Source organism: Type-E symbiont of Plautia stali, assembly GCF_059731115.1.
In genome coordinates, this window is sequence record NZ_AP035906.1 from 804536 (window position 1) to 819130 (window position 14595).

Genomic DNA, 14595 nt, shown 5'->3' on the forward strand with positions numbered 1-14595 from the left:
AAGAGAGTAATGGCTATCGAAATTAACGTACCGGATATCGGGTCAGACGAAGTTGAAGTCACCGAAATCCTGGTGAAGGTGGGCGACAAAGTTGAAGTTGAACAGTCGCTGATCACCGTGGAAGGCGATAAAGCCTCAATGGAAGTACCTTCGCCACAGGCTGGCGTAGTGAAAGAGATTAAAATCTCTACCGGTGACAAAGTGAATACCGGTTCGCTGATCATGATCTTTGAAGCCGAAGGCGCAGCGGCTGCTGCACCAGCGGCAGAAGAGAAAAAAGCGGAAGCGGCTCCTGCTCCGGCGGCTGCGGCCGTCAGCAAAGAGGTCAACGTTCCAGATATCGGCGGTGATGAAGTTGAAGTTACTGAGATTCTGGTGAAAGTCGGCGACAAAGTTGAAGCTGAACAATCTCTGCTTACCGTTGAAGGCGACAAGGCTTCAATGGAAGTGCCAGCACCGTTCGCGGGCGTGGTGAAAGAGATCAAAATCGCCACCGGCGATAAAGTGAATACCGGCTCGCTGATCATGATCTTCGAAGCAGAAGGTGCTGCACCGGCTGAGGCCCCAGCGGCGAAGCAGGAAGCGGCTCCGGCTGCAGCCCCTGCTGCTGCGGGTGGCGCGAAAGACGTCAACGTGCCTGACATCGGCGGCGATGAAGTTGAAGTCACTGAAGTGCTGGTGAAAGTGGGCGACAAAGTCACCGCTGAGCAGTCACTGATCGTGGTTGAAGGCGATAAAGCTTCGATGGAAGTGCCTGCGCCATTCGCAGGTATCGTCAAAGAGCTGAAAGTCTCTACTGGCGATAAAGTCAGCACCGGTTCACTGATCATGGTGTTCGAAGTAGAAGGCGCTGCGCCTGCTGCTGCGGCACCTGCGGCGAAACAGGAAGCGGCTCCGGCTCCAGCGGCAGCGAAACCTGCTGCAGCACCTGCGGCGAAAGCTGACGCGAAAGGTGAGTTTGCTGAAAACGACGCTTACGTCCACGCTACCCCGGTGATTCGTCGCCTGGCGCGCGAGTTCGGTGTCAATCTGGCGAAAGTCAAAGGCACCGGCCGTAAAGGTCGCATCCTGAAAGAAGACGTACAGTCTTACGTGAAAGATGCAGTGAAACGCGCAGAAGCGGCTCCGGCTGCCGCGGCAAGTGGCGGAAGCCTGCCGGGTCTGCTGCCTTGGCCGAAAGTGGACTTCAGCAAGTTCGGTGAAGTGGAAGAAGTGGAACTGGGTCGTATCCAGAAGATCTCGGGTGCGAACCTGAGCCGTAACTGGGTGGTTATCCCGCACGTTACGCACTTTGACAAGACTGATATCACCGATCTGGAAGCGTTCCGTAAACAGCAGAACGCCGAAGCGGAAAAACGTAAGCTGGATGTGAAGTTCACCCCTGTGGTGTTCATCATGAAAGCCGTTGCCGCTGCGCTGGAGCAGATGCCGCGTTTCAACAGTTCACTGTCTGAAGATGCACAACGCCTGACGCTGAAGAAATACATCAACATCGGTGTGGCGGTTGATACGCCAAACGGTCTGGTGGTTCCGGTGTTCAAAGATGTGAACAAGAAAGGCATCACTGAACTGTCGCGTGAGCTGATGGCAATTTCTAAGAAAGCGCGTGATGGCAAGCTGACCGCTGGCGATATGCAGGGCGGTTGTTTCACCATCTCCAGCCTTGGTGGCCTGGGCACCACGCACTTCGCACCTATCGTGAATGCGCCAGAAGTGGCGATCCTCGGTGTGTCTAAGTCTGCGATGGAACCGGTGTGGAACGGTAAAGAGTTTGAACCGCGTCTGATGATGCCAATCTCTCTCTCCTTCGACCACCGCGTGATCGACGGTGCTGATGGTGCGCGCTTTATCACCATCATCAACAACACACTGTCCGACATTCGCCGTCTGGTGATGTGAAGTTAATCAAGGCCGGCAAATGCCGGCCTTGTTGTAAGCATTCGGAGTTGCCGCGGTTGGCAGTTTATTAACAATTCTGTAAACTCTTGCGGTGAAATGTCCCGGTGGATTTAGGGCATGCAGAGCCTGGGATAGGCTCTACGTCTGGCCGCCGGCAATCTAATAAGAGGTCATGATGAGTACAGAGATTAAAACTCAAGTCGTGGTACTTGGGGCAGGTCCTGCAGGTTACTCTGCAGCCTTCCGTTGCGCTGATTTAGGTCTGGAAACCGTAATCGTTGAGCGTTACAGCACCCTCGGTGGTGTTTGTCTGAACGTAGGCTGTATCCCGTCAAAAGCGCTGCTTCATGTTGCGAAAGTGATCGAAGAAGCCAAAGCACTGGAAGAGCACGGTATCGTGTTTGGCCAGCCGCAAACTGACATCAACAAGATCCGTACCTGGAAAGAAAAAGTTATCACCCAACTGACTGGCGGTCTGGCCGGCATGGCGAAAGGCCGTAAAGTGAAAGTGGTAACCGGTCTGGGTAAATTCACCGGTGCTAACACCCTGGTGGTGGAAGGTGAGGGCGGCGCAACCACCATCAACTTCGACAACGCGATTATCGCTGCAGGCTCGCGCCCGATTGAGCTGCCATTCATCCCACACAACGATCCACGCGTGTGGGATTCAACAGATGCGCTGGAACTGAAAGAAGTGCCTAAGCGTCTGCTGGTTATGGGCGGCGGCATCATCGGTCTGGAAATGGCCACCGTGTATAACGCGCTGGGTTCAGAGATCGACGTGGTTGAGATGTTCGACCAGGTTATCCCTGCTGCCGATAAAGACGTGGTGAAGGTCTTCACCAAACGTATCAGCAAAAAATTCAACCTGATGCTGGAAACCAAAGTGACCGCTGTTGAAGCGAAAGACGATGGTATCTACGTGTCAATGGAAGGCAAAAAAGCCCCGGCTGAAGCGCAGCGTTATGACGCAGTGCTGGTGGCGATTGGCCGTGTGCCAAACGGTAAAGGCCTGGATGCGGGTAAAGCGGGCGTGGAAGTGGACGATCGTGGGTTCATCCGCGTCGACAAACAGCTGCGTACCAACGTGCCACACATCTTTGCTATCGGCGACATCGTCGGTCAGCCAATGCTGGCGCACAAAGGTGTGCACGAAGGTCACGTCGCGGCAGAAGTGATTTCTGGTCTGAAACACTACTTCGACCCGAAAGTGATTCCTTCTATCGCCTATACCGAGCCAGAAGTTGCCTGGGTAGGTCTGACCGAGAAAGAAGCTAAAGAGAAAGGCATCAGCTACGAAGTCTCCACCTTCCCGTGGGCTGCTTCTGGCCGTGCAATCGCTTCTGATTGTGCAGACGGTATGACCAAACTGATCTTCGACAAAGAAACTCACCGTGTGATCGGTGGCGCGATTGTCGGCACCAACGGCGGCGAGCTGCTGGGTGAAATCGGTCTGGCGATTGAAATGGGCTGTGATGCAGAAGACATCGCATTGACCATTCACGCGCACCCAACCTTGCATGAGTCAGTTGGTCTGGCGGCAGAAGTGTTTGAAGGTAGCATCACTGACCTGCCAAACGCGAAAGCGAAAAAGAAATAATTTTTTTGCTAAATAAAGAAACGGCTCCTTAATGGAGCCGTTTTTTATTACGGGTTCTATTAAATTGAATCGATAAATAAGGCGCTGGAGCTAATGCATAAGCCCTGCCGGAAATAGCAGGGGCGAACCCCTGCTATTGAAGTGTTACGGCCTGACTTCGTAAGCCATTACCGCAGATAATTCAGCAGTGAATACCTTGAATCGTAATTCACAGAGTGTATTGCGATTCACCAGGCACAATACTAATAGCATGAGCCCGCCGATAATCAGCTTGCTGAATGATAACTTCATAATCACTTACTCCTTGCATTAGCACGAGCAAGCAACTACCCTAACATTGCTTATGTGTTGTGGGTAGTTGCTCGCTCGTGCGGTTGATGAAAATTGACCGCATGAGTTTCTCATACCACAACCCACCTCAATTGATAATGCTTGAGGCAGATTGCCTCAAGCGCCCGCAGGCAGTCTACGCGGTTTATTTCTTATTTCACGTCTAATTTATCTTTAATTTTAATTAAGCTTCTCAGTTTTATCGTTAGTATTTAATTAAAGATGTTAAGTGTTCATGTAATTAATTATTGATATCTTTAATCCAATCAATAAAATGCCTTAGCGGTGCGGAAAGGTATTTCCTGCTGGGGTAATAAAGCCAGAATCCTTCTTCAATCTGCGTATACTCAGTAAGTATTTCAACTAATTCTCTCTCCGCCAAAGCAGCGTTGACCGCGTCCTGATGTAAAAAGGCGATACCTAATCCGGCACATGCCGCTTGCAGAATGCGCTCATTATTGTCCAGCACCAGTGAGCCTTTTACCGCCACTTCCTGCTTGCGCCCATCCTGCCAAAATTCCCAACGATAGCGACGTCCGCTGGGAAAGCGTCTTTCAATACAGGGAAACTGCAACAGCTCTGCCGGGAGCTGCGGAACGCCATGTTGAGCAAGAAAAGCCGGACTGGCCACCGCCAGTGCACGCATCGGCCGACCAAAAGGCACCGCAATCATATCCTGCGCCAGTACATCGCCATAGCGCACGCCCGCATCAAAACCGCTCTCAACGATATCCACCAGCGCGTCATTGCTGTCGATCTCCAGCGTAATCTCAGGGTAGCGTTGCACGAACGGTAAAATGACGGATTGGAAAAACAGCGCCTCCGCCGAACGCGGCATGCTGATGCGCAACACGCCACGAGGATCGCGACGCCAGTCATTCAGTTCATCCACCGCCTGTGAAAGATCGGCCAGCGCAGGCTGGATACGCAGCAAGAATCGCTCGCCGGCTTCGGTCAGCGCCACTCTCCGCGTGGTGCGGTGCAGCAGACGCACTCCCAGCCTCTCCTCAAAGTTGCGCATGGCGTGGCTCAGGCTCGAGGGCGTGACATTTCGCTCCTCTGCGGCTTTGCGAAAACTCAAATGCTGCGCGATAGCGGCAAACATCTCCAGTTCCTGCATTGATGCACGGTAGTTGTTCATTGCTGAATTCCATTCACTAAATCAACGAAAATCGCGCAATTGTTGCTGCGATTGCTGAGGTTTATAACATTAACACCGTAAGCGAAGAGGATACATCAATGCAACAACGTCAACTGGGCAGTCAGGGATTACAGGTTTCAGCGTTAGGATTAGGCTGCATGGGCATGAGCTTTGCCTATGGTCAGAATGATGAGAAGCAGGCGTTGAATACGCTGGCGCGTGCGTTTGAACTCGGCGTCAATTTCCTCGATACCGCTGAAGTGTATGGTCCTTTCACCAATGAAACGCTGCTGGCGAAAGCAATTAAAGGCCGTAGCGATATCAAAGTGGCGACCAAGTTTGGTTTCCGCATCACCGATCATGGGGAGGGCTGGGAGCGCATTACCGGTGCCAATAGCGAACCGGCGCATATCCGCCGCGCCGTGGAAGGTTCACTCCAGCGCCTGGGGTTGGAAACCATTGAATTGCTGTATCAGCATCGTCTTGATCCAGCCGTGCCGATTGAGGATGTGGTAGGCGTGATGGCGGATCTGGTGCGTGAAGGGAAGGTGAAGTATCTCGGTTTATCCGAAGTCTCATCCGCCACGTTACGCCGTGCGCAGGCGGTGCATCCGATTTCGGCCCTGCAGAGCGAATACTCTCTGTGGACGCGCGATCCGGACCAAGAAATTCTCGCCACCTGCCGTGAGCTGAATATCGGATTTGTCCCTTACAGTCCGTTAGGCCGCGGTTTCCTCACCGGTAAATTCCCGGCGGCGACCACGCTGGCGGAAGATGATTTTCGTCGCTACCTGCCGCGTTTCCAACAGGGCGCACAGGCGCATAACCAGAAGTTAGTGAATCAGCTTTCAGAGATGGCTGCAGGTTATGATGCGACAGCAGCACAACTGGCGCTGGCGTGGGTGCTGGCGAAAGGTGAGGATATCGTGCCGATCCCTGGTGCCAGTAAAATCGCCAATCTGGAACAGAACTGTGCTGCGGCCGCTCTCACACTTCATTCAGCCGATATTAAGGCCCTGGATACGCTATTCAATCCACAAAATATTCAGGGTGAGCGCTACAACGAAAGCGAATTCACCCTGGTCGATCGCTAATTTTTAGCCCTTCAATCACAAAATGGCAGGCTCAGGTGGCCTGCTTTTTTGTGTGACCCCGCTCAAAATCCAGATAAATCTGCTAAATAACGCGCGGATGTTGCTTTTTTGTAAACAGATTAACAATCAGCCGAAATGCTGCTATGCTGGCCGACGCGGAACCGGGCACCTCACCCTACTGTTTGACAGCTCAAGGGGTGTACCGGAAAGCTATACAATGAGAGCGAGGAGAACGTCGTGCTAGAAGAATACCGTAAGCACGTTGCCGAGCGTGCTGCCCAGGGAATCGTACCTAAGCCGTTAGATGCTTCCCAAATGGCCGCGCTGGTTGAACTGCTGAAAAACCCGCCAGCGGGTGAAGAAGAATTCCTGACCGATCTATTGGTCAACCGTGTACCCCCAGGTGTTGATGAAGCGGCTTATGTAAAAGCTGGTTTTCTGGCAGCTGTCACGAAGGGCGAAGCCCTCTCTCCTCTGGTTACTCGCGAAAAGGCAGTTGAACTGCTGGGCACCATGCAGGGTGGTTACAACATCCATGCCCTGATCGAAGCGCTTGACGATGAAGCACTGGCTCCGATTGCCGCTGAAGCCCTTTCCCATACGCTGCTGATGTTCGATAACTTCTACGATGTCGAAGAGAAAGCGAAAGCGGGTAACCCCCACGCGAAAAAAATTATCCAGTCCTGGGCCGATGCTGAGTGGTTCCTGAAGCGTCCTAAGCTGGCTGAAAAAATCACCACCACCGTGTTTAAAGTGACCGGCGAAACCAACACCGATGACCTCTCTCCGGCACCGGATGCATGGTCTCGCCCGGATATTCCACTGCACGCACTGGCGATGTTGAAAAACCCACGTGATGGTATCGAACCCGACGATGCCGGCAACATTGGGCCGATCAAACAGATCGAAGAATTGCAGAAAAAAGGCTTCCCGCTGACCTACGTCGGTGACGTGGTGGGTACCGGTTCTTCCCGTAAATCTGCCACCAACTCGGTGTTGTGGTTCATGGGCGATGACATTCCGTACGTGCCAAACAAAAAAGGCGGCGGTCTGTGCCTCGGCGGTAAAATCGCACCGATCTTCTTCAACACTATGGAAGATGCGGGCGCACTGCCGATCGAAGTGGACGTTGACCGTCTGAACATGGGCGATGTGATTGACGTTTACCCGTACAAGGGTGAAGTGCGCAATCATGAAACCGACGAACTGCTGGCGACCTTCGAGCTGAAAACCGAAGTGCTGCTGGATGAAGTGCGTGCCGGTGGCCGTATTCCACTGATCATTGGTCGTGGCCTGACCACCAAAGCACGTGAGTCTCTGGGTCTGCCGCACAGCGATGTGTTTGTGAAAGCCAAAGACGTTGCAGAAAGCACCCGTGGTTATTCACTGGCGCAGAAAATGGTTGGCCGTGCCTGTGGCGTTGAAGGTATCCGTCCGGGTGCCTACTGTGAACCTAAAATGACCTCTGTAGGTTCTCAGGACACCACCGGTCCAATGACCCGTGATGAACTGAAAGACCTGGCGTGCCTGGGCTTCTCATCCGATTTAGTCATGCAGTCATTCTGTCATACCGCAGCCTATCCTAAGCCGGTTGACGTGACCACGCATCACACCCTGCCTGACTTCATTATGAACCGTGGCGGTGTCTCACTGCGTCCGGGTGACGGCGTTATCCACAGCTGGCTGAACCGTATGCTGCTGCCAGATACCGTGGGTACCGGCGGCGATTCACACACCCGTTTCCCAATCGGGATCTCCTTCCCGGCAGGTTCTGGTCTGGTGGCGTTTGCTGCTGCGACCGGCGTCATGCCACTGGATATGCCTGAGTCAGTGCTGGTGCGCTTCAAAGGCGAAATGCAGCCGGGCATCACCCTGCGCGATCTGGTTCACGCCATCCCACTGTACGCCATCAAAGCGGGTCTGCTGACTGTTGAGAAGAAAGGGAAGAAAAACATCTTCTCTGGCCGCGTGCTGGAAATCGAAGGTCTGCCGAAACTGAAAGTGGAGCAGGCATTTGAACTGACCGATGCGTCAGCTGAGCGTTCTGCAGCGGGCTGTACCATCAAGCTGGATAAAGAGCCGATCATTGAGTATCTGAACTCAAACATCGTGCTGCTGAAGTGGATGATCTCCGAAGGTTACGGCGATCGTCGTACGCTGGAGCGCCGTGTAGAAGGCATGCAGAAATGGCTGGCGGATCCGCAACTGCTGGAAGGCGATGCGGATGCAGAATATGCGGCAGTGATCGATATCGATCTGGCCGAAATCAAAGAGCCAATCCTGTGTGCACCAAACGATCCGGACGATGCGCGCTGGTTGTCTGATGTGCAGGGCGAGAAGATCGATGAAGTGTTCATCGGTTCTTGTATGACCAACATCGGTCACTTCCGTGCTGCAGGTAAACTGCTGGATGCGCACAAAGGCCAACTGCCAACCCGTCTGTGGGTGGCGCCGCCTACTAAGATGGATGCCGCACAGCTGACGGAAGAGGGCTATTACAGCGTCTTCGGTAAGAGCGGTGCGCGTATCGAAATCCCAGGTTGCTCACTCTGCATGGGTAACCAGGCGCGTGTGAAAGACGGTGCGACGGTGGTTTCCACCTCAACCCGTAACTTCCCGAACCGCCTCGGTACCGGCGCGAACGTGTTCCTGGCTTCGGCTGAGTTGGCTGCGGTGGCATCCCTGCTGGGTAAACTGCCAACGCCAGATGAGTATCAGCAGTTTATGGTTCAGGTTGATAAGACGGCGGCAGATACTTACCGCTATCTCAACTTTGACCAGCTGGGTCAGTACACTGAAAAAGCTGACGGTGTGATCTTCCAGACCGCTGTTTAATCGGCGCGAAGGATGAAGAGGGGACGATGCGAATCGTCCCTTTTTTTATGCGCTTTTTTCCTCGAGCATGTCCAGGCATAATGCGAGCGCGATCCCACTTTATTCAGCGCGCTACGCACAAAATGCACCTAATCGGTGCTGCATGTCGCGCCATTAGCTACACGAGGCAAACCCATGGAGTATGAATTTCTGCGTGATTTGACCGGGCAGGTCAAAGTACGTATGTCGATGGACCACGAAGCGGTGGGGCACTGGTTCAATGAAGAGGCCAGCGATAATCTGGCCCTGCTGGATGAAGTGGAAGCGGCCGCGCGGGCAGTGAAAGGCACTATCAATCAGTGGCAGCGCGTCGGACATGAGTACACCATCTGGCTGGATGAAGAAGAGGTGATGATCCGAGCCAACCAGCTGGCACTGGAAGACGATGGCATGGAAGAGGGCATGACGTATTACGACGAAGAGAGTCTGTCATTTTGCGGCGTGGAAGATTTCCTCGCAGTGATCGCGGCGTATCGTCAATTTCTGGCGGGGAAATAACCCGCACGAATGCGCATGCGTTGTCGTGATCGTCTTGCACGCCAGACAGCGTAATTTTTTCGGCCTTCTGCACCCTCAGTGCTGCTTCAGCCGCGCACGGGCCGTAGCGGCGCAATGTATTGCGCTCCCCACGGCCATAGTGCTGCCTCAAACACGCACGGGCCGTAGCGGCACAATTTATTGCGCTCCCTACGACCACATTGCCGCCTCAAACTCGTACGGCCCATAGCTACCGTTGGCACATCAAACCGTGGCAATCGGTGTCGCCGGTGAACCCACTGCGCCAGGTAGCCGCAGTGGTGGGGCGGTGAGCAGAAACGCATGGCGCTGTTGCTGCGCCAGCCAATCCGCCAGCGGACTGAGTAACATCAGTTCGCCGAGATACACTCCCAGCCGGAACAGACAGAGATCGTGCAGCGGATGCGACGGATAAAAATCATCGTTCATTGGGCGTGCTGGTAAAATCTCTACCGCTGGGTTATCGGCGATCAGCGCCACCACGCCGCTCTCGACGATCCAGTTGCGCAGCTGCTCATCACTGCCATCCAGACCCGCAAAGTGGCTGTTTAAAAACGTCATATCCGGCTCGCCCTGCATCGCCAGAATCGCTTCATCCATGCCGGTGCGGAAACACACCATATCGCCCTGGCGCACCTCGATACCATCCGCCTGTAAAATCTGCTGCAGATGCTGATAACCAAAGGCAAACCGCTCGGTGCCAAAGTGACGTTTAATATCAATCATCACCGCGCGGCCTTGCATGCCGTGCTGCGCCACATTTTCGATGCCGAGTTTCTTCGCGCCCAAATGGCTGCCGTGGTCGCAGCCACAGCCGCCGCGATAATCCGTTTCCCCAACGATATCGACATTGGCTTTGTAGCCGTTGTAGAACACCATCTCGGGCTCGCCGTTGCCGTTGACATCAAACCACTGGCCCATATGCGCCAAACTGTCCCATTGCGTTGAGTATTGCAGCGCCAGCGTCACGGTATCATCGCAAATCACGTCGGTGAGCAGTGGATTATCGCGCGATAACGGATAGGTCATATTGGCATGCTCGCCGCGTCGTGTGGCATTGAGCTGCGGCGGCGGACGGCGCGGGTTCATCGCCGTGCCGCCCGGTAAGTCGAGCGGTAAACTCAGGCAGAACGTTTGCCCGGTTTTCACTTCGGCTACGCCTTCCAGCACCTTTTGCGCGGTCAGGAGATTCAATCGACCGAGTTGATCGTCGGGACCAAAATCCCCCCAGGTCGCGTGCGCCGGGCGTTGCTTCCAGCGAGTATTCATACTTCCCTCCTTAAGTTGCCTTCCAGTGCTGCGGCAGATTCGGTGCCCATCGGCTGCACACGCGGCAGCCAGAAGGCGTAAATCAGCGCTCCGACGACACCGATCACCCCGGCGATCTCCAGTGGGATCACAAAGGAGTGGGTGTATTGCATGATCACCCCGATCAGGATAGGTGAAATAATCCCGGCCAGATTGGCCGCCATGTTCTGGATACCGCCGATGGTGGCGACGTTCGCGCGGTTGGGTGCGACATCAGACGGCAGTGCCCACAGCGCGGCAGAGGCAAACGTGGCGGCGAAGTTGGCAAAGCAGAGTGCCGCCAGCGCCAGGCCAACAGTTGGGGAAAATGCCGCCAGACCGATGGTGGCACTACCCAACATGCCGCCCACCAGCGGAATTTTGCGCGCCACGCTCAGCGAGTAGCCGCGACGCACCAGTGAATCGGACAGCAACCCGCCGCACCAGCCGCCAACAATCGCTGCCAGCCCTGGCAGCATGCCGAGCAGGCCGAATTTCATCAGTGAGAGATGGAAGGTTTCCACCAGATAGGTTGGGAACCAGGTAAAGAAAAAGTAGGAAACAAAGTTAATGCAGAAGAAGCCGGCCATCATTGCCTGTACGGCACGTTGGCCCAGCAACTGTCGCACACTCATCGGCTCGCCGGTTTGCGGATCCTGGTTGGCCTCGATGAATTCCACTTCCTCAAGCGAGACGCTTTTGTGATCGCGCGGATCGCGATACCACAAGTACCATGCCAGCGCCCACACCACCGCCACCACGCCGGAGATGACAAATGTCATACGCCAGCCGACCAGCGCGATCAGGAAAGAGATGATCGGGATCGCCAGCGTGCCACCGATCTTACTGCCGTTGTTGAAGGTGGCAGCGGCAAAGCTGCGCTCCTGACGCGGGAACCAGCGCGTGACCGTCGACGAACTGGCGGGATAGCTGGGCGCTTCCACGGCACCTAAAACAAAGCGGAAGCCCACCAGAGCAGCGATGGAGCTGGCCAGGCCACAGGCGGCGGTGGCTAAACCCCAGCCCAGGCTGCTGACAGCAAAAGTGATGCGCGGGCCGAGTTTATCCACCAGCCAGCCGCCGGGTAGCTGGAACAGCACATAGCTCCAGAAAAATGCCGAGAGTAATAAGCCGCTGTCCGTGGGCGAGAAGTGCAGCTCCTGGCTCATAAACGGCATGGCGACACTCATGGCGGCGCGATCGATATAGTTGATGGCGATGCCGACTGACAGCACCGTGAGAATGACGAAACGAAATTTCCCTTTCGCTTTACTTGCCTGAATTGCAGCAGGTGATCCATTGGAATTCAGCGACATGTCGCCTCCAATTGTTTTTTATTTTCTGTAGGGGAAACGCCGCATCAGGACGATGCGGCGAGTTTGGCACTTACGCGCCGCTTACCACGGAGTGTGGATGATGCGCCTGTTCCTCATCCACGATGGGTTCGACTTTGCCCATCAGGAACAGGTAGTTAAGAATACCGATAACCACTAATACAGCAGAGAACACCAGCGCCCAGGTGAAGTGGCCTGTCGCCCCGACGATGGCACCAGTAATAATCGGCCCCACCGCACCGCCCATGTTGGATACGGTGTTTTGCAGGCCTGCCACGATCGACACGCTGTTCTGCGGTGCCACATCGCCAGGCAGTGCCCACACCTGCGAAGCCGCAACGGTGGTGCCCGATTTGGCGATACACAGCAACAGCACGGTCATAAATACCGAGTCAGTGAACGGGGCGAAGCCGATACACAGTGCCATCATCAGACCAATAGTCAGGAACAGCTTGCGCGTGGCGGTCAGTGACAGCACTTTTTTGTGCACCATGCGATCCGATGCCCAACCGGCCAGCACTTCAATCACCATGCCGCAAATCAGCGGCAGTGCAGCCACCATCCCCATCTTGAGGAAATCCATGCCTTTATCTTTCACCAGATAAGTCGGCAGCCAGGTGATAAAGAAGTATGAGGTGTAGTTGATAGTGAAGAAGCCAATGCACATTGCCCAGATATTGCGGTAACGCAGCAGCTTGTACCACTTCATCGGACGTACGCTTTTGTCGCCGTGTTTCTGCGCCTGGCCATCACGAATAAAGCGCACTTCGTCCTGACTGATCGCTTTGTGATCTTCCGGGTTTTCCGCATAGATAAAGTACCAGGCGATCACCCAGAACACACCGAGTGATCCAATCACCAGGAAGGTGATGCGCCAGTCGAACATGGCGATCATAAATACGATCAGCGGCATGGCCACGGCACCACCAAACTTCGAGGCGCTGTCGAACAGGCCTGAAACGGTGGCACGTTCACGATCCGGGAACCAGCGCGCGGTTATCCCGGCGTTGCTCGGATAGGCGGCGGCCTCACCGACACCCAGCGCTAAACGCAGCGCCAGTAGAGATTTAAAGCCGGTTGCCAGGCCCATCGCCATGGTAGCAATTGACCACCAGGCCACCGCAATACCAAGACCTTTTTTCTGACCGAAGCGATCGGCAAACCAGCCTGCCGGGATCTGCAACAGCGCGTAAGACCAGAAGAACGCTGCCATGATAAAGCCCATCATCTCGGGATGAATGTCGAGCTCTTTGATCAAATGCGGGGCAGCCGCAGAGAGTACGGTACGGTCAATATAGTTAATGGCGATCGCCAGCCACATCAGGCCAGCAATCCACCAGCGAATTCGGGTAGAGCGAGAGGTGTTGTTCATAATATTTTTTCACCTTCCCGGCGTCTTTCGCGCTGTCGCGGCGTTGACTGCAATCATCCACCCCACATTCGGGGGACAGATGACCTTGTCGCTGGCGTCAGCACCAATGACTGGGGATTAAAATTTGGATTAAGTAGGGTTTTGAGAAAATTAATCCAGCCCGTTCATAACATTTGTCGGGCGCTCGCCCTGTTTGATGCACTGCACAATCTGCGCGACGCAACGTTCACCAATGGCACTGATGGCACCGTCGGTGTAACCCGCGATATGCGAAGTCGGGATAAAGTTGCTGAGGGTGAACAGCGGATGTTCCGCCAGCGGTTCCTGCTCAAACACATCGGCGGCCGCGCCAGCGATGACGTTGTCCAGCAGCGCCTGATACAGATCCTGCTCATTGACGATGCCACCGCGTGAGGCATTGATCAGGAATGCACTCTTCTTCATGCGCTTGATGCGCGCAGCATCGAACAGATTCTGGGTTTTATCGGTGAGCGGCTTGTGCAAGGTGATGAAATCGCTGCTTTCGGTCAGCTGATCGAGGCTGACGAATTCGATGCCATGCTCGGCGGCAAATTTTTCATCCGGATAAAAGTCGAAAGCAATCACGCGCATGTTGAAGCCTTTGGCACGCAGCGCAACCTGTTTACCGATATTCCCGAGGCCGATAATGCCCAGCGTTTTGCCATATACATCGGTGGCAAAGATGCGCGGCCAGTTACCGGCACGGGTTCCAATTGCAGCCTGGGTAATCTGGCGTGCGCTATTCAGAATCAACGCGAACGCGAAGTCAGCCACGGCATGTTTATTGGCATCCGGCACATTGGTGACGTAAATGCCGCGTGCGCGGGTGGCATCCAGATTGATGTTGTCGACGCCCACGCCATGCTTACACACGATCTTCAGCTGAGGTGCTTTTGCCAGCAGTGCTTCATTCACATCGGTAAAGGCAACGATCATCGCCACGGTCTCGGCCAGATGCGGTTCCAGCGCGCTAAGCGGTGCATCGGCGGGCAGGGTGATCAGCTCAAAACCCTGCTGTTCCAGCGCATCAATAGGCGCAGCGTCGTATTTGGCGAAAGACGGTGAAGTACAGATAACTTTCATAGCGTTTCCCAATCCTGGTGTTGGAACGGGCAGCAACCGCTGCC

At 54.6% G+C, this 14595-nt stretch carries 11 protein-coding genes; 5 read left to right on the plus strand and 6 right to left on the minus strand.

Going from position 1 to position 14595, the window contains the following annotated elements; translation table 11 throughout:
• The first annotated feature begins 9 nt into the window (after window positions 1-9).
• The gene (gene aceF / locus AC6I8L_RS03570; protein WP_058960884.1) at window positions 10-1899 is read left to right on the plus strand and encodes a pyruvate dehydrogenase complex dihydrolipoyllysine-residue acetyltransferase; all 1890 of its coding nucleotides are present in this window, start codon (window positions 10-12) and stop codon (window positions 1897-1899) included.
• 175 nt (window positions 1900-2074) lie between these two features.
• Window positions 2075-3499: a dihydrolipoyl dehydrogenase gene (lpdA, locus tag AC6I8L_RS03575; protein ID WP_034829692.1), complete on the plus strand. Its 1425-nt coding sequence runs from the start codon at window positions 2075-2077 to the stop codon at window positions 3497-3499.
• A 144-nt stretch (window positions 3500-3643) separates the two neighbouring features.
• On the opposite strand, the gene AC6I8L_RS03580 is transcribed toward lpdA, so the two are convergent.
• The gene (locus AC6I8L_RS03580; protein WP_097118356.1) at window positions 3644-3790 is read right to left on the minus strand and encodes a Hok/Gef family protein; all 147 of its coding nucleotides are present in this window, start codon (window positions 3788-3790) and stop codon (window positions 3644-3646) included.
• Between the two features lie 280 nt (window positions 3791-4070).
• Window positions 4071-4970, minus strand: a complete 900-nt coding sequence (locus tag AC6I8L_RS03585; protein WP_058960883.1) for a LysR family transcriptional regulator — start codon at window positions 4968-4970, stop codon at window positions 4071-4073.
• 98 nt (window positions 4971-5068) lie between these two features.
• Here AC6I8L_RS03585 and AC6I8L_RS03590 point away from each other — a divergent pair, with 98 nt between their 5' ends.
• The 3 genes from AC6I8L_RS03590 to yacL all read left to right on the plus strand — a co-directional run bounded on the left by AC6I8L_RS03590 (window position 5069) and on the right by yacL (window position 9436).
• Window positions 5069-6064, plus strand: a complete 996-nt coding sequence (locus AC6I8L_RS03590; RefSeq protein ID WP_058960882.1) for an aldo/keto reductase — start codon at window positions 5069-5071, stop codon at window positions 6062-6064.
• Window positions 6065-6301: 237 nt separating this feature from the next.
• Window positions 6302-8899 (plus strand): bifunctional aconitate hydratase 2/2-methylisocitrate dehydratase, encoded by a 2598-nt coding sequence (gene acnB / locus AC6I8L_RS03595; protein ID WP_072017054.1) that lies wholly within the window; start codon window positions 6302-6304, stop codon window positions 8897-8899.
• Window positions 8900-9073: 174 nt separating this feature from the next.
• A complete protein-coding gene (yacL, locus tag AC6I8L_RS03600; RefSeq protein ID WP_058960881.1) occupies window positions 9074-9436 on the plus strand; it encodes a protein YacL in 363 nt (120 codons plus the stop codon).
• A gap of 243 nt (window positions 9437-9679) precedes the next feature.
• Here the strand turns inward: yacL and AC6I8L_RS03605 are convergent, their stop codons facing one another.
• From AC6I8L_RS03605 to AC6I8L_RS03620, 4 genes are all read right to left on the minus strand, one after another.
• Window positions 9680-10723 (minus strand): cyclase family protein, encoded by a 1044-nt coding sequence (locus AC6I8L_RS03605; RefSeq protein WP_058960880.1) that lies wholly within the window; start codon window positions 10721-10723, stop codon window positions 9680-9682.
• Window positions 10720-12057, minus strand: a complete 1338-nt coding sequence (locus AC6I8L_RS03610; protein WP_058960879.1) for an MFS transporter — start codon at window positions 12055-12057, stop codon at window positions 10720-10722. Before AC6I8L_RS03610 ends, AC6I8L_RS03605 begins: the two co-directional genes overlap by 4 nt.
• A gap of 70 nt (window positions 12058-12127) precedes the next feature.
• Window positions 12128-13447 carry an MFS transporter gene (locus tag AC6I8L_RS03615; RefSeq protein ID WP_058960878.1) on the minus strand — a complete coding sequence of 440 codons (1320 nt, stop codon included), beginning with the start codon at window positions 13445-13447 and terminating at the stop codon, window positions 12128-12130.
• Window positions 13448-13597: 150 nt separating this feature from the next.
• Window positions 13598-14551, minus strand: coding sequence for a phosphoglycerate dehydrogenase (locus AC6I8L_RS03620; protein WP_058960877.1), 954 nt, complete (start codon window positions 14549-14551; stop codon window positions 13598-13600).
• Window positions 14552-14595: the final 44 nt, after the last annotated feature.

Excerpts from the sequence above, each read along its gene's own strand:
- AC6I8L_RS03605 (WP_058960880.1), bottom strand. The coding sequence starts at position 10,723 with ATGAATACTCGCTGGAAGCAACGCCCGGCGCACGCGACCTGGGGGGAT.
- yacL (WP_058960881.1), top strand. The coding sequence starts at position 9,074 with ATGGAGTATGAATTTCTGCGTGATTTGACCGGGCAGGTCAAAGTACGT.
- AC6I8L_RS03615 (WP_058960878.1), bottom strand. The coding sequence starts at position 13,447 with ATGAACAACACCTCTCGCTCTACCCGAATTCGCTGGTGGATTGCTGGC.
- AC6I8L_RS03585 (WP_058960883.1), bottom strand. The coding sequence starts at position 4,970 with ATGAACAACTACCGTGCATCAATGCAGGAACTGGAGATGTTTGCCGCT.
- AC6I8L_RS03620 (WP_058960877.1), bottom strand. The coding sequence starts at position 14,551 with ATGAAAGTTATCTGTACTTCACCGTCTTTCGCCAAATACGACGCTGCG.
- lpdA (WP_034829692.1), top strand. The coding sequence starts at position 2,075 with ATGAGTACAGAGATTAAAACTCAAGTCGTGGTACTTGGGGCAGGTCCT.
- AC6I8L_RS03580 (WP_097118356.1), bottom strand. The coding sequence starts at position 3,790 with ATGAAGTTATCATTCAGCAAGCTGATTATCGGCGGGCTCATGCTATTA.
- AC6I8L_RS03610 (WP_058960879.1), bottom strand. The coding sequence starts at position 12,057 with ATGTCGCTGAATTCCAATGGATCACCTGCTGCAATTCAGGCAAGTAAA.
- AC6I8L_RS03590 (WP_058960882.1), top strand. The coding sequence starts at position 5,069 with ATGCAACAACGTCAACTGGGCAGTCAGGGATTACAGGTTTCAGCGTTA.
- aceF (WP_058960884.1), top strand. The coding sequence starts at position 10 with ATGGCTATCGAAATTAACGTACCGGATATCGGGTCAGACGAAGTTGAA.